At 68.7% G+C, this 21,740-nt stretch carries 17 protein-coding genes, 2 pseudogenes and 1 riboswitch; of the genes and pseudogenes, 5 read left to right on the top strand and 14 right to left on the bottom strand.

The window, feature by feature from the left end:
• Positions 1-308 precede the first annotated feature (308 nt).
• Positions 309-3,290 (top strand): BTAD domain-containing putative transcriptional regulator, encoded by a 2,982-nt coding sequence (locus ACGFIW_RS05295; RefSeq protein ID WP_393311035.1) that lies wholly within the window; start codon positions 309-311, stop codon positions 3,288-3,290.
• Here ACGFIW_RS05295 and ACGFIW_RS05290 read toward each other — a convergent pair.
• The 5 genes from ACGFIW_RS05290 to ACGFIW_RS05270 are packed head-to-tail and all read right to left on the bottom strand — an operon-like array spanning position 3,216 to position 8,705.
• Entirely contained in the window at positions 3,216-4,133 is a 918-nt protein-coding gene (locus ACGFIW_RS05290; RefSeq protein ID WP_393311034.1) for a lysylphosphatidylglycerol synthase domain-containing protein, read from the bottom strand. The genes ACGFIW_RS05295 and ACGFIW_RS05290 overlap by 75 nt on opposite strands.
• A 35-nt stretch (positions 4,134-4,168) precedes the next feature.
• The gene (locus tag ACGFIW_RS05285; protein WP_393311033.1) at positions 4,169-5,359 is read right to left on the bottom strand and encodes an endonuclease/exonuclease/phosphatase family protein; all 1,191 of its coding nucleotides are present in this window, start codon (positions 5,357-5,359) and stop codon (positions 4,169-4,171) included.
• Positions 5,360-5,383: 24 nt separating this feature from the next.
• A complete protein-coding gene (locus ACGFIW_RS05280) occupies positions 5,384-6,301 on the bottom strand; it encodes a UbiA prenyltransferase family protein (protein ID WP_393311032.1) in 918 nt (305 codons plus the stop codon).
• Positions 6,302-6,330: 29 nt separating this feature from the next.
• Positions 6,331-7,362: an NAD-dependent epimerase/dehydratase family protein gene (locus ACGFIW_RS05275; RefSeq protein WP_393311031.1), complete on the bottom strand. Its 1,032-nt coding sequence runs from the start codon at positions 7,360-7,362 to the stop codon at positions 6,331-6,333.
• An 11-nt stretch (positions 7,363-7,373) separates the two neighbouring features.
• The gene (locus ACGFIW_RS05270) at positions 7,374-8,705 is read right to left on the bottom strand and encodes an aspartate aminotransferase family protein (protein ID WP_393311260.1); all 1,332 of its coding nucleotides are present in this window, start codon (positions 8,703-8,705) and stop codon (positions 7,374-7,376) included.
• A 291-nt stretch (positions 8,706-8,996) separates the two neighbouring features.
• Between ACGFIW_RS05270 and ACGFIW_RS05265 the strand changes: the two genes are divergently transcribed.
• Positions 8,997-10,025, top strand: coding sequence for a glycosyltransferase family 2 protein (locus tag ACGFIW_RS05265; RefSeq protein WP_393311030.1), 1,029 nt, complete (start codon positions 8,997-8,999; stop codon positions 10,023-10,025).
• Entirely contained in the window at positions 9,994-10,452 is a 459-nt protein-coding gene (locus ACGFIW_RS05260) for a hypothetical protein (protein ID WP_393311029.1), read from the top strand. Before ACGFIW_RS05265 ends, ACGFIW_RS05260 begins: the two co-directional genes overlap by 32 nt.
• An 87-nt stretch (positions 10,453-10,539) precedes the next feature.
• On the opposite strand, the gene ACGFIW_RS05255 is transcribed toward ACGFIW_RS05260, so the two are convergent.
• The 5 genes from ACGFIW_RS05255 to ACGFIW_RS05235 form a co-directional block, all read right to left on the bottom strand.
• Entirely contained in the window at positions 10,540-11,286 is a 747-nt protein-coding gene (locus ACGFIW_RS05255) for an alpha/beta fold hydrolase (protein WP_393311028.1), read from the bottom strand.
• A gap of 133 nt (positions 11,287-11,419) precedes the next feature.
• A complete protein-coding gene (locus ACGFIW_RS05250) occupies positions 11,420-12,259 on the bottom strand; it encodes a C39 family peptidase (RefSeq protein ID WP_393311027.1) in 840 nt (279 codons plus the stop codon).
• A gap of 233 nt (positions 12,260-12,492) precedes the next feature.
• Positions 12,493-12,634: riboswitch (cyclic di-AMP (ydaO/yuaA leader) on the bottom strand.
• A 265-nt stretch (positions 12,635-12,899) separates the two neighbouring features.
• Positions 12,900-13,688 carry a hypothetical protein gene (locus ACGFIW_RS05245; RefSeq protein ID WP_393311026.1) on the bottom strand — a complete coding sequence of 263 codons (789 nt, stop codon included), beginning with the start codon at positions 13,686-13,688 and terminating at the stop codon, positions 12,900-12,902.
• 132 nt (positions 13,689-13,820) lie between these two features.
• Positions 13,821-14,264, bottom strand: a complete 444-nt coding sequence (locus ACGFIW_RS05240) for a hypothetical protein (RefSeq protein WP_393311025.1) — start codon at positions 14,262-14,264, stop codon at positions 13,821-13,823.
• 92 nt (positions 14,265-14,356) lie between these two features.
• Positions 14,357-15,586, bottom strand: a complete 1,230-nt coding sequence (locus ACGFIW_RS05235; RefSeq protein WP_393311024.1) for an acyltransferase family protein — start codon at positions 15,584-15,586, stop codon at positions 14,357-14,359.
• A gap of 277 nt (positions 15,587-15,863) precedes the next feature.
• On the opposite strand from ACGFIW_RS05235, the gene ACGFIW_RS05230 reads away from it, so the two are divergent.
• Entirely contained in the window at positions 15,864-17,033 is a 1,170-nt protein-coding gene (locus ACGFIW_RS05230) for a glycosyltransferase family 2 protein (RefSeq protein ID WP_393311023.1), read from the top strand.
• 136 nt (positions 17,034-17,169) lie between these two features.
• Positions 17,170-18,222, top strand: coding sequence for a pseudaminic acid synthase (gene pseI / locus ACGFIW_RS05225; RefSeq protein ID WP_393311022.1), 1,053 nt, complete (start codon positions 17,170-17,172; stop codon positions 18,220-18,222).
• Between the two features lie 127 nt (positions 18,223-18,349).
• Here pseI and ACGFIW_RS05220 read toward each other — a convergent pair whose 3' ends face one another.
• From ACGFIW_RS05220 to ACGFIW_RS05205, 4 genes and pseudogenes are all read right to left on the bottom strand, one after another.
• Complete coding sequence (locus ACGFIW_RS05220; RefSeq protein ID WP_393311021.1) at positions 18,350-18,793, bottom strand: hypothetical protein; 444 nt, start codon at positions 18,791-18,793, stop codon at positions 18,350-18,352.
• Position 18,794: 1 nt separating this feature from the next.
• The gene (locus ACGFIW_RS05215; protein ID WP_393311258.1) at positions 18,795-19,772 is read right to left on the bottom strand and encodes an RHS repeat-associated core domain-containing protein; all 978 of its coding nucleotides are present in this window, start codon (positions 19,770-19,772) and stop codon (positions 18,795-18,797) included.
• Position 19,773: 1 nt separating this feature from the next.
• Positions 19,774-20,772 (bottom strand): annotated as a pseudogene (locus ACGFIW_RS05210) (DUF6531 domain-containing protein); the annotation flags it as partial.
• Positions 20,773-21,012: 240 nt separating this feature from the next.
• Positions 21,013-21,477 (bottom strand): annotated as a pseudogene (locus tag ACGFIW_RS05205) (putative T7SS-secreted protein); the annotation flags it as partial.
• Between the last annotated feature and the right edge of the window lie 263 nt (positions 21,478-21,740).

Here is a 21,740-nt window from a genome sequence, read left to right as displayed (position 1 = left end):
CGGGGAAGAACTTCCCCGCCCCGCCCCGGTCCGCCGGCCCCAGCACCAACGCGGTCAGGTGAAGTGACGTGGGTCAATGTGGTCTTTGGCGGATTGTTCGCCCCCTTCGCCTACCTATCGTCCAGCCCACCGATGGCCGCCATGTCACACCGCCCAAGGCAACCCAGAGTGACGTCGTAGCAACAATCGGTCAACTTATGTAGGGTGTGTGGCGATCGTCCACGGTTGACATCACCTACGGGGGTGGGGCATTGACACCGGTCTTTCGCTTTTTAGGCCCGTTGGAGATTTCCACTCCCCAATCAGCCGTGAGCCTTACTGCGCCGCGCCAGCAGATCGTTCTCGCCAAGTTGTTGCTGGACGTCAACCATGTCGTACCGATCGACGACCTGGTCCGGGCGGTCTGGGACGCGGTGCCGCCGTCCACCGCGCGCACACAGATCCAAATCTGCATCTCGCGCATCCGACGCGCCTTCAGCGACGCCGGCCTGGAGGCGCAGATCGCGAGCCATCGGCCCGGCTATCTCCTGCAGGCGGCCGAGGAAACGCTTGATGTATTCCATTTCAACCGGGCGATAGCGGACGGGCGGGCCGCCGCCGCCGACAACCGGCTGGACATCGCGGTGGAAAAACTTCGCGCGGGTTTGGGCATGTGGCGCGGCGAGCCGTTCAGCGGCATCGACAGCTTGGCCATCAAGGCTGCGGCGGTCCGCCTGTCGGAGCGTCAACTCAATGCTCTGGAGGAATGCCATACGCTGGAGCTCAAACTGGGGCGCCACCACGATCTGATTGACGAATTTATGCACCTTGTGCAGAGGCACCCGCTGCACGAGCAGGCTCGTAGCAACTTGGTTCTGGCGCTGTACCGCTGTGGACGACAGGCAGAAGCGCTTGAGGCGTACCGGGAGGCGCGGCATACCTTCGTCACTGAGCTGGGGATCGAGCCGGGTGAGGATCTGCGCCGCCTGGAACAGGCGATCCTGCTCGCCGACCCGGAGCTCGACGTGCCGGGGGCCTCGGAACAGACAAAGGCGTGGGCTCTTGCCTGTCCCCCCGAACGGCCGGCAGTCGTGGAAAGTGTTCGGGTACCGCGCATGCTACCTGCGGATGATCCCGCCTTCACCGGGCACGACGACACCGTGGTCGAGATGATGCGGCACCTCGGGGGCGATTCCGGGCAGGCACGTTCGCTCACCGTTAGCGTCATCACGGGGCGTGCGGGGGTGGGCAAGACCGCCCTTGCCGTCCGCGTCGCACACCGGCTGGCGACGGAGTTTCCAGATGGCCAGATCTACCTGCGGCTCGACAAGGCGGAGGGCCAGCAGGCCGGCGTGCGGGAAACGCTCAACCGCATGTTGCGGATGTTGGGTGTGTCGGGCTGCTGGGGCGTCGACGACACCGAAGAAGTCGCGTCGCTGTACCGCAGCGCGGTGAACGGGCGCAGGCTCCTCATCGTGCTCGACGAGGTGCGCGACGAGGCTCAGATCACCCCCCTGCTACCCGGATCGTCGACCTGTGCGGTCATCATCACGAGTCGACAGCGGATGGTCCGGATCCCCGGGGCCCAGTTGCTTGAGATCAACGACCTGAGTTTCCAGCACGCCACCGAACTGCTCACCGTGCTCGTCGGCGGGGCGCGGGCCTCCGCCGAACCTGCCGCGGTCCTGGAGTTGATCGACATGTGTGGCGGTCTGCCGTTGGCACTGCGAATCGCCGGCGCGCGACTCGCCGCTCGGCCACACTGGGCGATAGCACAGCTCAACGAGCGGATGGCCGACGAACGGCACCGGCTGGACGAGCTTGTCCATGGCGGCGTCGGGGTGCGGGAAGGCATGGCGGCCGCCTACGCCAGCGTCCCACCCTCGGCGCAGAAGCTCTTCCGCCTTCTGTCGCTGTTCGACGTCCCGGACCTTCCCGGCTGGATCGCAGGACCGGTGCTGGGGACGGACTCGGCCGGCGAGGATCTGGAGCACCTCGTGGATGCTCGCTTGATAGAGGCCCGGCAGGACCACGGCGTCATGGCCAGATACCACCTCCACAAGCTGATTCAGGTCTACGCCCGCGAGCTACTTGCCGACCAGGAGAGCGATCGGTCGCGTGCCCTGGCCATCGAGCGCGCCACTGGTGCCTGGCAGTTCTTGGCCGACGAGGCGCATCGACGCCTGCACGGCGGCGACTACATCGTTCTCCACGGCGCCGCGGCCCGGTGGTCTCTGCCGCCCGAGGTGGTCAACCGGCTACTCAGGGATCCGTTGGAGTGGATGGAGAGCGAGCGGACGGCCCTCGTCGACAGTGTTCGTCAGACGGCCGAGCTTGGCTTGTCCGAAAGTTGCTGGGACTTGGCTATCACGCTTGTGGCGCTGTTCGAGGCGCGCGGCTACTTCGACGATTGGCGTGACACGCATGCTGTCGCACTGGCCGCCTGTCGCCAGACAAATAATCAGCGCGGTGAGGCGGTGATGCTCTACTCGCAGGGAACCCTGAGCATGTTCGAGCAACGCTACGACGAGGCAGCTGCACGTTTCTCCCTGGCCAGGCGGGTCTTCGAGAAGGTGGGTGAGGTGCACGGGCTGGCGCTGTGTCTGCGAAACATGGCTTTCCTGGACCGAGTCGGTGGCCGATCGAAGCTCGCCGAGCAGCGCTACCAGCGGGCGCTCGAGTTGATGCGCAAGGTGCAGGACCCGGTCGGCGAGGCGCATATCCTCAGCAACGTGGCGCAACTTCGAATGGACTCCGACGATTTGGATGCCGCCGAAGAGATGCTGGACAAGGCCATGGCGATAGCCGTGGGTATAGGTAACCGGCGCGTGCAGGCGCAGGTGCATCATTCTTACGGTGACATTTGTCTGTCTCGCGGCCAGGCGGCAGCGGCCGAGAAGGAATTCCGGCAGGCGCTGGACATGGTGCGCGAGGTGCGGGATCAGGCAGAGGAATCGTATGTGCTATGTGGCTTGGGGCTGGCGCAGGTACGCCTGCGTCATTTCGAGGACGCCTCGAGGACACTGCGTCATGGCTACGCTCTCGCTGAGGCGGGCACCGACCTGACTCTGGTCGGACGATTTTATGTCGCCTACGCCGAAATGGACAGCATGCTGGGTGACTACGACGGAGCAACCTACTGGGCTGATCGGGCAGTGAAGAATTTCAGCGAGAAGAGCGCGGCGGCCTGGCGTGCCATTGCCTTCCGGCTCATCGATGAGATCCGGCAGGTCCGGTCAAGTGTGAACCGTGCTGGGTACAGCCGGCCGACCGACCTGGCGGCCCCGCCTGATCCGCCATGCCAGCAGTAGCCCCGCGCCCACGAGCAGCTCGGCCACGATCACACAGGCGCGGCTGGCCACGGCAGCTACCACCGCCGCGGGAACTGGCAGGGCGACCGTCAAGGCGCCCACGATCAGCAGGTCCTTCGCCCCGGCCCCGTCGGGCAGCACCAGGATCAGGGCAGCCGCCGCAGACGCGAAGGCGTAGGCGCCGACCGCTACGGACAGCGTCTTCAGCGGCGGGCCACCGAGCGCTACGGCGAGCAGCCACAGGTGCACCCCGCCCACCATCCACGCGCAGATCTGACACAGCATGGCGAGCCGGAGTGCCCGAGGTTCCACCAGTTGGGTGACGGGTTCACGCCGTAGCAGGCGCGCGGCCCAGGCGGTCGCCTGGATGACACCCCGAGGGTGCCACACCACCGTGCAGCTGAGCACCACCGGAACCACCAGCCAGGCCCAGTGGCCCTGCAGGACCAGCGGGGCGGCGAGCAGACCCACGGACGCGGCGGACAGGAGGTTCACCACCGCCACGAGTAGGTATGCCACCACCATCCGGCGTGGCTCAACCCCGATGCGTCGTCCGACGTGTACGGCGGCCAGAGCCTGGAACCAGGGCCCCGGCAGGTAGGTACCGACAATCGCGGCAAAGCACACGCGAGCGCCGTCGAACAGGTTGAGCTGGGAGCCCAGGGCCGCCAGGACGTAGCGCCATGCCTGGATCCCGAGCAGCAACCAGCAACTACTCGCGGCCACCGCCGTCAAGAGGTACCACCGCACCTCTGATCGGCCGAGCAAGTGCAGGGCCTGCATGTCCTCACCGGTCACCGCGCGCACCACGCCCACGCCGGCAGCGATCAGGAAGGTGGCCACGAGCCCTCTTCGGATCCAGGTGCGAGCTGAACCAGTCATGAGGCGGCCCGCTCTCGTGCTGCCGGTTGGCACCGTACCGACGCGGTCATGTCCTGAGCCAGATGGTCGGACAGACGCGGGCTCTGGCGCAGCCGGTAGTCGGAGAGCTGGACCGGGCCGCGGGTGAAGGTCCAGTCCAGGCGCCAGAGCTTGGGCAGGGACCATCCGGTGTCCGCGGCCGGGAAGGTGACCGGAAGTCCTCGGACGTTGCCTGGATTCCACCGTCGCAGATCGTCGCCGACCTGCACGAGGCTGCCCATCCACGGCGAGTTGAAGTCGCCGGCCACCAGCAGTGGGTTGGCGTTGCCGTCTATGTCGTCCCGTAGCGCCTCCAGCTCCCGCTGCTGCCGGTTGTACTGACGGTGGGCGAACGAGTAGTACTTCGCAGTCAGCGGATTGAGCCGAGGGTCGATGGGTTGCGGAATGTGGACGTTGTACACCGAGAGGATGCAGCCGCCCACCCGCAGGTCGGTCCGCTGGGCCTTGTTGCCACGCCAGTACCAGTCGTCCGAATTTTCTCCCACGGCTCGGGGATGGGTGGCCGCGACGGGTACACGGGAGAGGGTGACGAGTTCCCCCTCCACATTCACCTCATAATCCGGGAATTGACTCTGAATCTCGTTGTGGTCGTCGAGAGCGATCGGCCCCCCGCGCCAGAACAGATGCTCGCTGAGCAGGTAGACGTCGGCGTTCTGCTGATGCAGGTACGCGTAGAATGCCTGGGGGCTGTCGATGTCGCCCCCGTAATCCAGGTACCCCGTTCCGGAGTGCCAGTACCCCGTGTTCCACGCAAAGACCTTGACGGATTGCCCTCCGGTCGCGGCCTGCGCCGGCTGGGTGGCCGCTGTTGCCGGGAAGCCGGCCAGCGGGACGCCGATCGCCAACGTGGCCACGAGCAGCAGGGCAACCGGTTTGGCGACAGCGCGGGCGAAGGGGACGAGGAGAAGCAGTGCGGCCGGAACGGCCACCAACAGGAACGGCGGCATGGGCTCGATGAACATCCACAGCCACCAGCGTCCGGTGAGAACAAGGTGAGCCAGCAGAAACAGTGCCCAACCGAACGCCGCAGCCAGCACCAGTCGTTGACGCAGGCGGCGGAACCTGGCTCCGCGCAGCCAGCGCCGCCGGTTGCCGCCTGGGCCAGCTCCTTCCGGATGCCCGGCATTGGATGATGTGGTGGTGGTCATGAATCCCCCAATCAGGCCGACGGGTCAGGACAGCACGAAGCTCGCACTCGCGGCGGCCAGCATGAACAGGCCGGCGCCAATGACGAGAGCCCGGTCGCGGAGCAGCGAATGCACCGGGTCGGCGCTACCACCCTTCACCCCGACGACGTGCAGGTAGCGGAACAGGCCAAACAGCAGCAGGGGCAACAGGAGCACCGACGCCAAATCGGCGTGCGAGCTCATGCGTTCGTTGATGTAGAACAGGAAGGTAACCGTGGTGAGCCCGGCGCACAGAACCAGGAGCTGATCGATGAACTCCGCGGAGTACACACCGATCACCGGGCGGCGGGCCTCCTCCGGGAGGGAGAACTCCCGTCGCCGTTTCGCCAGGATGGGCAGCAGGCACAGCAGGAAGATCGACTGGAGCAGCCAACCTGAGGGTCGCACGTCGACGGCCAGGTAACCGGCGAGGATGCGGAGTTCGAAGCCGGCGGCAACGACGATCATATCGACCATCGGTACGTGCTTCAGCCAGCGACTGTAGGCGATGTTGAGGACGAGGTATCCGGCCAGCGGCCACATGAGCACGGGCATGACCGTGACGAGCAGCACCACCAGCAGCGCCAGCAGCCCTACCCAGTATCCGGCGGCCACCGCCACGGAGACCCGCCCGGATGCGATGGGACGTTGTCGTTTGGTCGGGTGTCGCCGATCCCGCTCACGGTCGGCGATATCGTTTCCCACGTACACCACTGCGGAAGCCAGGATGAACATCATGATGGCGCCCAACAGATGTACCAGTCCGTCGAGGGTCCAGGCACCGCGTTCGAGCAGGGGCAGCGGCACCACGAGTAGGCTCTTGACCCATTGCACTGGCCGGATCAAGGTCACGAGGTCGCGCAGCCTCGTTCTCTGTCGCACGACCAACGCGACCTCATCCCGGTCGAGGTACACCTGAGACATGCAGATCACCTCCACTGAGCCGGTACGAATCAGAAAAAGACCTTGGCGAGCTTGAGGGCGCCCTGGCTCCATGGCTCGCTGCTCGTGACACCGCGCCGCGCCGGCCGGGCAGTGCGATTGGCGCGCCACCAGTCGAAGGCCCGCAACAAGGCGTCCTCATTCGACAGGCGAGGTTCGAAGTTGAGCCTGTGACGGGCGTGCTCGGTGCTGACGTACGAGTCGGCAAGCAGCTTGTGCAACAACCGGCCGTACACCGGCGAGAGCTTCCAACGTTCGAGATACTCAAGGACGGCCACCGCGGGGCGCGCCGGGACGGAAATCACCCGCTTGCCGTGGCCCACGTGATCGAGTACGGATTGAAAATCCTCGCGCAACGTTCCGAAACTGCTCGCGGCAATGTTGTAGGTGTCGTTCGCTGCCGTCTCCGAGGCGCGCAGCGAGGTGCACACCGCTTCGACCAGGTCGTCGAGGCCCAACATCTGGATGCGGACGTCGCCTCGACCGAGAACCGGGAAGTGCCGCCCCTCGTCGGCCCACTCGAACAGCATCGCGAACAGTCCCATGCGACCGACACCCAGGAAGGTCTTGGGACGCAGGATAGTGACACAGGCGCCGTCCTGCCGGTGCTGCTCGGCGAGTTCCTCCGCTTCGGCCTTGGCGCGGCCGTAGACGTCCACCGGGGCCCGTGGATGGCTCTCCGGCGTCGGCACCACCTGGGGTAGGCCGTAGACCGACGTCGACGAGACGTGCACGATCCGAGAGACCCGCGCCGCCCGCGCCGAGCTGAGCACATTCGCCGTGCCGTCGGCGATGACGGACCGGATTTCGCCCTCGGGATAGCTCGGCAGTGCGGCCGCGCAGTGCACGACGGCGTCGACACCGTCGAAGGCCTCAGCGACCACCCGGCTGTCCCGCACGTCCCCGACGTGCGGGACCAGTCCGGGAACGGCCGGCACGGCGCGGAGGTCGACCGCGTGCACGCGAACCCCGTCACTGAGGAGCCGGCGGGTGAGTTCGGAACCCAACACGCCGGCGGCTCCGGTTACTGCGACAGTTGTCATGTGTCCTCCGCTCACCACAGCCGACTCACCTGCTCCCGCACGAAGCGCGTCAACAATTTCGGTATCCCGACCTCCAACACCTGCTCGAAGGCGCTGAGGAAGTACTCAATCTCGGTGTCCCCGGCGACCAGGGGTGGGCTGATCGCCAGCGGACTCAGCCCATTGAGCGTGTAGTACGTGTAGATGCCGTGCTCCCGGTGCAGAGCGTCGATCACTGCGGAGGTGATGACCTTGGTCCGGAACAGGGGGTCGCGGGCGACCGACACCGGCAACAGTTTTCCGGCAAGGTCGAGGAGTCGCGGCCCGCCACACAGGAACACTCCGAAGAGCGCGCCGGCCCCGCGTACGTCGGCGATCGCTTCCGGGTGCGCCTTCTGGATCCTGGCCAACCCCGGGGCCAGCAGGCGCTCGATCTGCCGAGCGCGCCCTGGATAGTCGTCCTCCACAGCTATGGAGATCGCTTCGATGGCGGTGGCGGTCTCCTCACCAAAGCCGTAATAGGTCGTACTGGTGCTCTGCAGGAGAGCGTCCTTCATGTTGTCGTAGGCTTTGCGGAACACCGCTTCACGCGCCACGAAGGCGGAGATCGACGACTTGCCACCGCCGAAAGACTTCGAGGTGGTGAGGATGTCGGGCACCAGATCCTGGTGCCGCATAAAGTAGAACATCGTGCCCGTCTTGCCCCAGCCGGTGTAGATCTCATCGAAGATGAGGATGATTTTTTCGGCGGTGCAAAGCTCACGCAACCCAGACAGGAACTCGGGCGAACACCACTGCATGGTGGAGGCACTGAACGGCTCGATGAGGAGCGCGTAGACGTCGCAGCTTCCGTCCGTTCGCCGCGACGACGCCACCGCTTCGCGGACAGACTCCAGGTCGCCGTAGGTGAACGTGCGAATTCCCGGGATCGTCGGGAAGGCGAAGTGGGCCTGCGCACTGCCGGTGAGACCGCCGGAGCCGAGCAGTTTGCCGTGGAAGGCGATGTCGGCACGCAGTACGGTCCCGCGCTGCCCCCCATGGTATTTGTAGGCCAGCTTGACCGCGCCCTCCACCGCCTCCGCGCCGGAGTTGGGGAAGAACGACATGTTGAGGTCGCCCGGCAGGATCTGGGCGAGGTTGTGGCTCAGCGCCGCGATGTACGGTGAGAAGTACGTCTTGTGGACCTCCATCCGATGGCGCTCTTGAAAACGGCGGCGAGCGGCGAGCAGCCGAGGGTGGTTGTGCCCGTGGTTGAGCACGCCGACCCCGCCGGTGAAGTCGAGGATCTGGCGACCTTCTCTCGTGTACAGGTACGCCCCCTCGGCCCGGTCGACCAACTCGCGACCGAAGCCGAACGAAGTCATGAGCTTCACCTGCGACCTGTTCACGTACTTGCGGTACAGCTCCTGCACCTCGTCGACATCGAGGTCTTCCGCCTGCCCCAGATCGATGAGTTTCGCCATGCGCCCCTCCTGTGGGTCGTCAGCGTTGTTCGTGGTTCGCTACGACTATGGTGGAGCCGGTTATTCCTGCGTTGTCCTTGCGTTATCGGCCGTGTCGTAGACGGTCGAGAGTGCGGAGGCGGTCAAGGATTAAACGAGGATAGTCGATAGATAAAGCGATGGGCTTTACTGACTGCACCTATCGTCATCCGGATGTCGGAGGAACGCATGGAGCCGCTGGTTTCGATCGTCGTGCCCAACTACAACGGGGCTGACACGCTTCCCCTGTGTCTGCGCTCGCTACAGGGTCAGACCTACCCGAACATCGAGATCATCGTCGTCGATGACGGTAGTTCCGACGACTCGCTGGCGATTGCGAAGCGGTTCGGTGTCACCGTGACCAGCACCGGTTCCAACATGGGTTGCGGCGTGGCACGAAACACGGGCGTAGCGCGATCCACCGGGGAGATCGTGTTCTACGTCGACTCGGACATCGCGTTGGCCAGTGACGCCGTGGCCTCCGCTGTGGCAATTCTGCGCGGTGACTCGACCATCGGTGCGGTCTGTGGCGTCCAAGACGCAGAGCCGCTGGTGAACCGCACGCTGGTCGCCCAGTACCGAGGTTTGCAATACCACTACTGGTCGGCCAGTTCGGAAGGCGACGTGTCGTTCCTGTTTCCCTCGCTGTGTGCCATCCCGGCGAAGGTGCACACCGAGATCGGTTCCTTCAACCCGAAGCTGAAGCAGACGGAGGAGGTCGACTTCGGCTACCGGTTGTCACAGCGGTACCGCCTCCGGCTCAGCCAGGCGGTGCGGGGAAGGCACGCCCACGATCCCAGGTTGCGGATTCTCCTCCGTAAGCTGTTCCACCGGGCCCGACTACGCGTGCCGCTCTACGCGGATGCCCGCCACTTCGCCAACGGGTTCGAAACACGTCAACGAGCGTGGGCCAGTCTTGCGGCGGCGGCCTCGCTGCCCGCATTCCTGCTTCCGCTCATCTTGGGGCCGGCTGGGCTGCTCGGCCCTGTGTTGATGTTGGCAGTGTCGATCGCGTGCGATGCGGGCATGTACAGGTTCGTCTTCCGCCGGCGTGGACTGGCGTTCCTGGCCTTCTTCGTAGCGACCCACTATGTGGTGAACCTGACGATCGTCGCGGGCGTCGCCGTCGGTGCGGTCCAGTGGTCGGCCTCCAGGACGTTCCGTCGGCTCTATGAAGAGCACGATCTCCAGCCGGCGAGCTGACCGGCCGCGGGGGGCGACCGCATGCTGGGCGGGGTCGGAGTTCGGCGGAGGCGATGACGAACCGCAGCACCTCCTCGGCGCCCATCAGCGTGGCCCCGAGGTGTGCCACGATCCTTTGCTGCCCGTCGGCGAGGGTCTCGCTCTTGACCGACTCGATGTCCTCCTCGTCGATCCCGACGACATGCCGGACGACGGCTGCGGCGTCCGCGACCGGCCCGACGACGTCGACAGTCAGCACGACCCGTACGGCGTCCCGCAGCGCCTCCTCGATCGCGATGATCAACTCGGCCTCGTCCGGACCGTCCTCGTCCCGGCCCCGCAGCCCCGTCTCCCGGGTCTCCACCGGCCGGTCGACCGGCCCGGGGTCGAACGGGTCGATGGCGGTCCGCACGTACAGCGCCTCGACCGTTCAGGCTCACGGTGGTGATCAGGGATTGCTCGACTGTGGACATCCACGCGGGATGGTGGGCGTCCGGGTGTGGCGCCACTACCGGTTCTACACCCGCAACGAACCTCAGCGGTACGCGTCCAGCAGCGCCAGCACGGCCGCCGGGTCCTGCACGTGCGCGTTGTGCCCGAGGCCGGGCAGCGTGTCGACCGGTACGCCGTACTCCCTGAGCTGCGCGTCGGTGACCATCGGGTCGTGCTCGCCACGCGCCAGCAGCACCGGGGCGTCGGTCGCCGCCAGCAGCGCGCCCAGGTCGGGCTCGCCGACGGCGAAGGCGTGGGGATCCATGGCGAGACGCCACTTGCCGTCGACCTGACGAAGGCCGGCGTCCACCACCGGGTGGTCCGGTGGGAGCAGGCCGGCCAGCCCGGAGACGCGCAGGTAGCGGCGGGCCGCCTCGGTGCGGCTGGCGAACCAGCTCACCGGGCGGGCGGCGAGTTCGGCGGCACGGTCCAGCTCGGCGGGTGACCAGAGCGCCTTGATGCCGAACCCGACCACGGCGTCCACCGGCATCCCGGCGTCGCGCGCGGCCAACGCGAGGCCGACCACGCCGCCCAGCGAGTGCCCGAGCACGACGAGCCGGTCGTCGGGGGCGAGGGCCTGCGCGATCCGCTGTGCGAGACCGGCGAAGGAGTACGACGGCAGCGGCGGTGCCCAGCCGTGGCCGGCGAGGTCCGGTGCCAGCCACCGGCCGGGCCAGTGTTGTTCCAGGTGCGCCGCGCAGGGCAACCACACGTCACCGGTCGCCCCCATGCCGTGCAACAGCAGCAGGACCGGCCGTCGACCGGCGTGACCACCCGATTCGTCCACCACGGCCGCAGTCTCCCACGGTTCGCTGGCCGGGACGAGAGTCGCCGACGGGGGCGTACCCCGGGCCGGCGGGAGAGACGCCGCGGGCGTCGGCCCCTTGTGGGGGACGACGCCCGCGGCGGTTCGGGTGCCCGGGTCAGGCGGAGTAGCCCCGGCTGGTGATCCAGTTGGCCAGGTCGATGGTGGTGATCCAGTACGACGGGTCGGCCGGGTTCGCCGAGTCGGCGATCCGCACGGTGCGGCCGTTGTCCTTGTAACCCACGACAGCGACGTAGTGACCGCCGCCGTAGGAGTGCCAGCCGCCGTCGGTGTCGGTGGCGTCGCCGACGACGTTCGCCACCACGCCCCGGCCGTCGGTGATGGCCCGGACGACGTCGGCCTGGAGGCGGTCCATCTGCGCCGGGCTGGGCGCGCCGGGGAACATCCGGGTCCGGTACGGGGAACCCTTCACCTCGGCGTTGAGCGCCCGGGTGGTGTCCTCGGCCGAGTTGGTGCCCATCTCGGTGGTGCCCAGTTCGGCAGCGAGTTCTTCCTGGGTACGGTCGATCCCGCTGGCGCTGAGCGCGTTGCGGGTGGCCGCCGGGCCGCAGTTGTAGTACGTGTTCTGCGCCTCGTACTCGTAGTCGAGCACCTTGGTCGCCGGGGGCTTCGGCCGCTCCGGCTTACGGGTCAGGTCCGGGTTGCTGCTGACCTTGGCGGCGGGCGCGGGGGCGCTGGTGGCCGGGGCGGCGCTGGACGGCGCGGCGCTGGCCGACGGGGACGCGTCGCCGCGGGAGGTGGTGATGTCGCTGCGCATCTCGGCGACAGTGGTCGCGGTGCGCGGAGCGGCCGGGGCGTCGTCGGCGACGGTGAGCAGGGTGCCGGTGGTGGCGGCGAGCACGAGGGCCGCGGCGGAGGCGGCGACGATCTGGTACGGGCGCTCGGTCGCGATGCGGCGGAGCTGACGCTGCATGGTGTGCTTCACGGGGTCCTCCACGGATCGGGGGGAGAGCGGCACACCGGGGCGCGACCGGTGTCCGGGCAGGCGCCAGCGCGCGGACCGTGGTCCGCGGATGGTGAACCGCTCAGGGAATCGCCCGGCACGGCCGGGCGGGAGAGGCGATGACCCGAGGGGTCAGCTCACCGTCACTGGACGGATGAGCGGGGGCACCGCTGCGCCGTGGAGGCGAGGGAACAGCCGAGGGGTGGAAAGGTGCTGCACGAGTTGGGAACTCCTTCCGACACCGCCGACCGGGTTAGCTGACGGATTCGGGCGGGAAGATCGCCCTACCGCGGGCCGTGGCTCGCGGATTCACCCCGGACTTACTGATGGGTCCCCGGTTCGTTGATCACGATTGAGCGGGTCGGCGCGGCGTCGCCTCTTGCGATCGGTTACCGCACCGGACGGGACGACACTACTGGCCCACCCACACCCTGCCAAGCCGGCCTCACCTGCGTAAACCTCAATGGGAGCCGCAATTTCTGCGCGTATTGCCGATGACGTGACTCGATGGGACAACCGGTGACGGCGACGCCTCCGGTCGACAACCGGACAGGCCGCCGGCAATGCGGCCACAATCCCGGGAAAAATCGAGCCGATCGTGCCGGACGCCCGATTCGTAAATCCGTGACCGGGCTCACATAACGGATCGGGCTCGAAGGGCACGGGCCGGGCGCCAGCGTGCCACGACGGCGGGCCGGGGCACCCCGCGCACCAGCCGGCGGGCGGGCGCCGGGCTCGGCCGCAACCGGGCAACCGCCGTGGCCGCCTCCACCGCGAGGGTGCGCGCCGAGGAGGCGGCCAGGTCCGCATCCCGCCAGGCGGCCCGCTCCGCCGTGGCCGCGGCCTGGTAGTCGGCCAGCCGCGCGTCCCGGATCGCCCGGCTGAGCAGCGCCTCCTGCTCGACCGGGTGCCGCCGGGGATCCCAGCCGCGCCGCCGCCCGAAGACATCACCGAGCTGCGCCATGGTCAGGTCACCCCGCCAGTACGCCGCCGTCGCCGCCCGGTGCAGGTAGCGCTCCCGGGACGCGTACTCGGCGGGGGTGCGGGGGGTGCCCGGGGTGGGCAGCGCCCCGGACACCGCGAAGCGACGCGCGGCGGTGTCCGCCTCGTCGTACCGCGCCCAGGCCCGTTCCACCTGCTCCTGAGCCGTCAACCAGGCATCCCGTCGCCGCCCGGCCGTCTTGGCAGCGCCGGCCGCGGCGACGGCCACCTCCTCGGCGTACCGGTGTCTGTCGACGGTTTCGGCCGCGGCCACCTCGCGGGCGGTCGGGACGGGCGGCGGCGGGCCGTCGGCGGGCCGGTCCCGTTCGGGCCGGGCGACAAGCACGGCGAGGACGCCCAGTGCCAGCAGGAACAGGGCCGACCAGATGGCGGCTGCCTGCGGCACCTCGGTTACGAACTGGTAGAAGACGACTGTCTCCATGGTCGGCACCTCGCGGAGGAAGCAGAGCGATGGGAGCCCCACCGGCCGCCGGCCACGGCGGGCCACGGGATCGGCGGGGTGCGGAGCTGGTGGGTCGACAGGGCGCGGCGACGGGACGCGTGTCCCGCTGGCTCAGCGCCCGGGTGGGCCCCGGGGCGGCCAGTTGTGCAGACCGTCGACGAGCGGCAGCCGGTCGGACCCGGTCGCGCACACCGGCAGCACGCCGGTCGCGATGGCGCCCTGGGCGCCGGGGAGAGCCGGTTGTGCGTCGACCGACCAGGCCGGGAAGGCCCCCTCGGCGACACCCGCACCGGCCGCCGGCACCGGGTGCGCGGCCTCCTCGGCCGCCGCCGGCCAGGTGGGCCGGCAGGCCGCCGCGGGCGGACCGGAGCCGAACGGCGACAGCACCGCGCTCAGGCTCGGCACCGCGCTCAGGCTCGGTAGGGCGCTTGGCGTCGGCACGGTGGCCGGGCCTGCGCCGAGCGCCAGGGCCGCGACGACGGCGAGGCTGGTCAGCACCCGTGTCGCCCAGCGCGCCACCCACCACAGCGGACAGGTGAACGCGACCGGAAGCACCTCCCCACGCTACCGTCGTGCCGACGCCTGGCGCACCGACCACGGGCGTGTCGGCGTACGCCGCGCCGAGACGCTGACCTGGGTGGACGGTGTCAGCGGGTGTCCGCGTACGTCGATCGATTCTCGGTCTGGTCGGGCCCGCCGGGCTCGGCTCGGGCACCCACGCCGCCGGTCGCGTCGGCGGCGGCCTGGGTCGCGGCGGTGCGTTGTCCGGGCACGGACACCGGTCGGGCCGGACGGCGCGGCGCGAGCCGGCGCATCATCGGGGTTTCGACGAAGCGGTGCAGCAGCCCGGCGAGGACCAGGTTCGCCAGCAGGAAACCGAGCACCACGGCCGGGCCGCGCCAGCCCGGGAAACCGGTCCCCCAGTCACCGCTGAAGCGCAGCACGCTCGTCATCACCAGCACGTGGACCAGGTAGAAGGCGAAGGAGACCTCGCCGAGCCAGACCAGCGGCCGGGACCGCCACGGCGACCGCCGGTCCCGCACGTCCGCGTCCGCGGCGGCGGTGATGACGAGCAGGTACGCGACCGCGAGCAACGTGGTCCACAACTCCGCGGGGATCCACTGCGCGGCCACCACCCAGACGCCCACGAAGATGACGCTGGCCCAGGTCAGCCCGGGGCCCCGCCAGAGACCCCGGCGCATCAGCTCGGCCGCCACCGCGCCCAACCAGAACTCCAGCGACCGGGCCGGCGGGAAGATCTGGGTGAACCACCACCGGCTCACCTCGGGCACCAGGTGCTGGGCCGGCCAGAGCGCGAGGATCAGCAGGGGCAACGCGACGAGCAGCACCACGAGCAGCGTCGGCCGGGCCCGGCGCAGCAGCGGCAGCACCAGCGGCAGGCAGAGGTAGAAGAAGAACTCGCAGGACAGCGACCAGCTCACCGTGTTGATGCTGTAGAACCAGCCCGGGCGGGGATCCCACGCCTGCAACAGCAGCAGGTTCTCCAGCGCGGCCGCCGGCAGCACCGGGTCGGCGAACCACCAGGCGACGAGCACCGTCGCCCCGAACAGCACCAGGTGGTTGGGGTAGATCTTGGCAACCCGCCGCCGCCAGAAGGTGCGCCGCGAGTCGCCCTCGCGCGCCGACCAGACCAGCACGAACCCGCTGAGGATGAAGAAGAACTGCACCCCGGACAGGCCGAGGCTGAACACCTTGTCGACCACGGCCTTGTAGTCCGGTTCGGCGATGATCCGCATGGTGCCCGCGTGGAAACCGAAGACCAGCAACGCGGCGATCCACCGCAGCCCGGTCAGCGAGGGCAGCCGGGCCGGCGCCGGGCCGGGCCGGGCGGTGGACGCCGCGTCGGTGCTCGTCATGCGGGGATACCGAGGCTTGGCAGGGTCACCAGCACGTTCGTATCCTCCTCGACGCGGCGTGGACGGCGCGACGGCGACGCCCGCGACGGCCCGGCAGGGCCGCACCCGGGGCACCCTACCGGGTCACTCCCGGGTGAACCGGACGCGTCCCGCCCGTCGCGGGCCCGATCCCGCCGGTCGTCGTTAACCTTCCGCTGGTCGGGAGTTCAGCGACTCCACCATCGTCGGCCACGCGCGGTTCCGGGGCCGGTCACCCGGGTCGTCGAAGGTGGCGGGCGTGGTCAATGAGCCGACGCACGCACCGCTGCTGAGCATCGTCGTGCCCGTCTACGGCGTCGAGGCGTACCTGTACCAGTGCCTTGAGTCGATCCGGGCCGGCATCCCGGTGGCTGAGTCGGACGCGGTCGAGGTGGTCGCGGTCGACGACGCCTCCCCGGACGGCTGCGGCGACATGCTCCGCTCGTACGCCGCCGGCCACGACGGTGTCCGTGTCGTGCACCTGAGCAGCAACGTGGGTCTGGGCCTGGCCCGCAACGCCGGGCTGGACGTGGCCGCCGGCCGGTACGTCTGGTTCGTCGACAGCGACGACTGGTTGCCGCCCGGCACGATCGCCGCGGTGCTGGACCGGCTGCGCCAGCACCAGCCCGACGTGCTGATGCTCGACCACCTGCGGGTGCACGAGGACGGCCGGCGGGAGGTCGACGCCAGCAGTCACCTGTTGCGCGGCATTCCCGGCGTGACCCGTCTGGCCGACCAGCCACGGCTGCTGCGGGTGCAGCACACCGCCTGGAACAAGGTGGTCCGTCGGGACTTCCTGGACCAGTTGGAGCTGCGGTTCTTCCCCGGCTGGTACGAGGACATCCCGTTCAGCCACCCGCTGCTGATCGGCGCGGAGAAGATCTCCGTGCTGGACCGGGTCTGCTACCTGTACCGGCAGGGCCGCCAGGGCGCGATCACGTCCACCCGCAGTGGCCGGCACTTCGACGCGTTCGCCCAGTACGAGCGCCTGTTGGACTGGGTCGCCCGCAAGCACCCGGACGAGCGGTTGCAGGCCGAACTGTTCCAGTTGATGATCAACCACTATCTGGTGGTGGTGGGCAACGACGACCGGCTGCACCCACACCTGCGGCGGGACTTCTTCCACCGGGCCGCCGAGCACTACCGCCGGTACCTGCCCAGCGGTGGCTACCCGCTGCCGTCGGGCGTGACCGGGCTCAAGCACCGTCTCGTCGGGCGCGGCGACTGGCTGGCGTACTCGGCACTGCGTCAGGCCCACCGGGTCGCCGGTCGCCTGCGCCGCGGTGCCCCGGCGGGTGGCGGCGGCACCGCGGTCGGTGCGGTCAGCGCCGACGACGACCCGGGGCGAGCGGCGGACGTCGCGACGACACGCGACGACGGCACGGTGACGGATCGGCGGGACGCGCTGGCCGGGGGCCGCCTGCCGTGACAGTCCCCACCGCACACGACGCCGGGAGCCGGGGCGGCTCCCGGCGCACTGGTCTTCCAGGTCGTCCGCCCGCCGGGTGGACGACGACAGCAGCACCACCGCACGCGGGTGCGGGCATACCGGAGCAGGGGTCGGAATGACGGCGACAATCAAGATCGGACCGCACCTGGTCGGTGCCGGGGAGCGACCGTTCGTGGTGGCCGAGATGTCCGGGAACCACAACGGTGAGCTGGACCGGGCGCTGGCCATCGTCGACGCGGTGGCCGCGAGCGGGGCGCACGCGCTGAAGCTCCAGACGTACCGGCCGGACACCATCACCATCGACGTCGACACCCCGGCGTTCCGGATCTCCAGCGGCCACGAGTTGTGGGGTGGGGAGAACCTGTACCGCCTCTACGAGCGGGCGCACACCCCGTACGAGTGGCACGCCCCGATCTTCGAGCGGGCCCGCGAGCGTGGCCTGACCGTCTTCTCGTCACCGTTCGACGCGACCGCTGTGGAGCTGCTGGAGTCGCTGGACGCGCCCGCGTACAAGATCGCTTCTTCGGAGCTTGTCGACCTGCCGCTGATCCGGCTCGTGGCCAGCACCGGCAAGCCGATGGTGATCTCCACGGGGATGGCGACGGTCGCCGAGATCGACGCCGCGGTGCGCACCGCCCGGGCCGGCGGCGCGGCGGGCATCGTCCTGCTGGCCTGCACCGCGTCCTACCCGGCGCCGCCGGCCGACAGCAACCTGCGTCGGCTGCCGGTGCTGGCCGGCGCGTTCGACGTGCCGGTCGGGCTCTCCGACCACACGCCCGGCATCGGGGTGGCGGTCGCCTCGGTGGCGCTCGGCGCGTGCTTCATCGAGAAGCACGTCACGCTGGACCGGGCCGACGGCGGCGTGGACTCGGACTTCTCGCTGAACCCGGCGGAGCTGACCGCGCTCATCGCCGAGTCCGACCGGGCGTACGCGGCGCTGGGTGGCACCGCGATCGGCCCGACCCCGGCCGAGCGGGAGGGGCTGCGGTTCCGCCGTTCGCTCTTCGTCGTCGAGGACGTGCGCGCCGGTGACCTGGTGACCAGCAGCAATGTCCGGTCGATCCGACCGGCCGGCGGGCTGTCGCCCGTGGAGATCGACCGGGTGCTGGGGCGCACCTTCGCCACCGACGTCCCCCGTGGCACTCCGCTGAGCTGGGACCTGATCTGACGGTGCGACTGGCCGGCCGTCAGCCCGAAAGTGTCACCACCAAGCGCCCGAGGTGTTCTCGCCAATCGGCGTCGGCGCGGATGCTGTCGGAATGGCGGAGGTCAACGCCCGTCTGCCGGCTGGCCCGTCATCGGGACGAACCCACCACCCCGCGCAGCCGGCGCACCGCCGCCTCCAGGTCCTCGACCACGGATTCACTGGCGGCGAGGGCGTTGTCGGGATCCGTCAAGAAGGTTGTTGTCCCGGCCAGCAGGGCAGTGAGGGCATCCGACATCGGAACCGCGCCCACCAATGCGTTTCCGGCCGTCACGGTCAGCACATCATTCTTTCGCCGGAAGTCCAACGAGAACGACGAGTCGGGGCCCACGAACCGGAAGCGCGAGGAATGTCCTTCGGCCAGCTCCGAGAGACCGTCCACCAGGTGAACGATGGCCAAGTAGATCATCATTGACCTACTGGGTCGATGACTGGCCGACGACACGTCCGCTGAATCCAGGACCAGTCGCAGGTCACCCAGGTCGAACGACGACGCGGCCGCCCCATCGTGGTGCCGTGAGAACTCGAAGCGCACGCTAGACCCCCTGACGGACCGGAAAGATGGTGATGACGCGATTTGCGTCGTCGGAATCGACAATCACCCGCACCCAGTCCCGAACACCGTTAATCTTCATCTTCTTCTCGAAGGTCTGAAGCCGGCGGGCCGGGTCCGAAACTCGGGTTCCCCGTTGGACGATGGTCTCGGCCGCAGCCGTGAGCTGGTCGCGCGTCGTCCCGCTGGCGAACAAGTCCCCCGGCCCGCTCGGGTGGTTGCCGGAAACATGCCGGGCATCCACGTGGATCCACCCCTCCTTGAGATTTCCGTCTTCCATCCGCGGGGTGGAACGGTGCGGAATCCGGCAGGGGGCAAGACCGAATGGATCAATACGATGCGTCGGGTTGTCGACGTAGGCATGCGGGTCGGGTCCCGCATCAAGGCCGAGTGGGTCGGCGGACAAATACCGGGCAGTGTCCGGGTCGTAGTAACGGTGGTGGTTGTAGGAAGCGCCGGTTTCTGGATCGTGGATCTGGCCAGCGAATCGGAGGGGACAGTCCGCGCCGGTGGGGCTGGTGTGGGTCGGGATGCCCCAGATGGTGGTGCGTTGCTGCCAGGCGAGCGTGCCGTCCGGGCTGATCAGCTCGGTGGGTGTGCCGACCAGGTCGGTCACGATCGCGTAGAAGCGGCGGTCCACCTCGTCCTGATCGGCCGAGCCGTCGGTCTGGCTGATCGGGGTGAACGTGCCGGGGGCGTACTCCCAGGTGCTGGTCCTGTCGCCGGCTGGCCCGCAGTGGGTCTGCTCGATCAGACGCGGGCCGTCCCACGCGAAGTCGACCTGCTCGACCACACCGCCGTCGGCGTCGAGTCGCTGCTTGGCGACCCGGCGACCGAGCGCGTCGTACCGGTAGCGCCAGCGGGTGCCGTCCGGTGTGGTCACGGCGACCAGCCGGTCCTCGCTGTCCCAGGTGTAGCGCCAGGTCGAGGGCTTGGTCGAACGCTCCTTGCGCTGCCACACAGCGGCCCTGTTCGTCGTAGGTGTAGTGGTACTCCTGCTCGTTGCGGTCCTGCCAGCGGACCAACCGACCCTCGTCGTCGTAGGCGAACCGCAACGGCAACCCCGATGCGTTGACCACCTCCGTGAGGTGACCGGCCTCGTCGTAGCCGAACCGCACGAGCGTCCGGGCCGCACCCGAGGGCTCCGCATCGAGCAGGCTCAGCGCCGCCACCTGACCCTGCAGGGTGTCGACAGCGATCCGATACCCACCACTGTGCCGAACCTCGGTGACCACGCCATCGCGCCAGTCCAGATCGATCCGATGACCATTGCGGTCGGTCACGGCCACCAGCGGCACCACCTCGACCGGCTCGCCCTCCCCCGCCGGCTCGGGCAGGTCGGGCACCGCCTGGAAATGCAGCGCACGACCGACCTCCGGCTGATCGATCCGGTAGCCGCCGGCGGTCGGAGTGAGCGGCCAGCGGGGACCTGTCGCCGGCAAGGTATGCGCCTCGCCGCTCACGGGCGTCGGGTAGGTGAGCACCATGCCGTCCTCGGCGACGAAACAGACCCCGTCGTCGTCGATCTCGACCCGTTGATCGAGAGTCGATGCCCAGGACGGCCCGAACCACCGACCAACCCGGTACGACGACACGTGACTACGACTCAGCACCAGCGGCAGCAGGCCGGGCAGTTGGGCGTCGGTCTGGGTCAGCACCACCTCACCGCTGGCCACGTCGATCGGGTCACCCGCACACCTACGCAGGCCCAGCGGGATGCTCGGACGCGGCAGACTCGGCAGCGCCGCCCGCGCCTTGGTCAGGCCCCGACCGAGCGCCGGCAACCCCCGCTTGGCGAGGGCCAGGACCGGCCTGCCGAGCGCCGCGAGCCGGCCGATCGGCACGACGGTGAGCACCGTGTCGATCAACAGATTGGTGAGACTGCCCTTACCGGTCGCCGCGTAGATCGAGGCGTCGATCAGCAACGCCGCCGCACCAGCCGCGATGGCGATCGGCCCCATGATCGGCGCGAGAATCGGAATGAACGACAGCAGACCCGCGACCAGGGAAACGATCTTCAACGCGCTCGACAGTTGCGCCAACAACTCCTGGTTGTCGCGCACGAAGTTGGTGAACTGACCCTTCAGATCCCACCACTTCGGATTCTCCTTGAACCGCAAACCCTTCGCGTCGTTCACGGCCCGCACGCAGTCACGCACCGCCGCGGCCAACTCACCCCGCAACACACCCGCCTGCGCCACGCACTCGTCCCAATCGCGCTGCGCCTGCGACAACGCCGAACCCGCCGCACCCGCATCCGACCGATACGAATCCGGCTCCGCCGCGGCGTACGGCGGCCGGTCCGCCACCTCCCGCTCATGACGCTCATCAGCCTGCTTCGCCCGATCAGCCCGCCCCCGCGCCGCCTGCAACGCCGCCCACAAACCCGGAGCACGCTGCCCCAACGGACGCATCCGATCCTGCAACGACGACAACGACCCCGCGAACGCCACCAACCCCGACGACACCCGACCAAACGCATCACCGGTCACCCGCAAATGCCCCGGCATCTGCGCGTTCAGACCCTCCCGGAACAGATCACCCTCCGGACCCACGAACTGACCCGTGTCCAAACCCGTGATCTGCCCCGCCGCCTGCGACGCCGCCGAACCAAAACCCTGCCACCGCCCCGCCGACGACCTAATCGCCGACGGATCACCATCCATCCTGAACAAGTGCGCCGGAAACTCAGCCATCGCGCCGGACCTCCCCCGTGTCCACGCCAACCAGCCCGCGGCCCGCGCGGCGTCCCACACACGGCAGCTATCCGCGGGGCACCGACGGACGAAGGGCGAACTCGACTGAGGTCACCCCACAGCCATTCGAACATAGGCATCCAACGAACTGTGACCGATGCTTCAGTCGCAATTCACGCCATCTGAGCAGGCCACACCGAGACCGCCGCGCACCGACGCATGGGTAGACAATC

Origin of the sequence: Micromonospora sp. NPDC048935 (assembly GCF_043197875.1) — a bacterium.
Classification (GTDB): Bacteria; Actinomycetota; Actinomycetes; order Mycobacteriales; family Micromonosporaceae; genus Micromonospora.
This window is presented reverse-complemented; position numbering and strand designations above follow the sequence as displayed.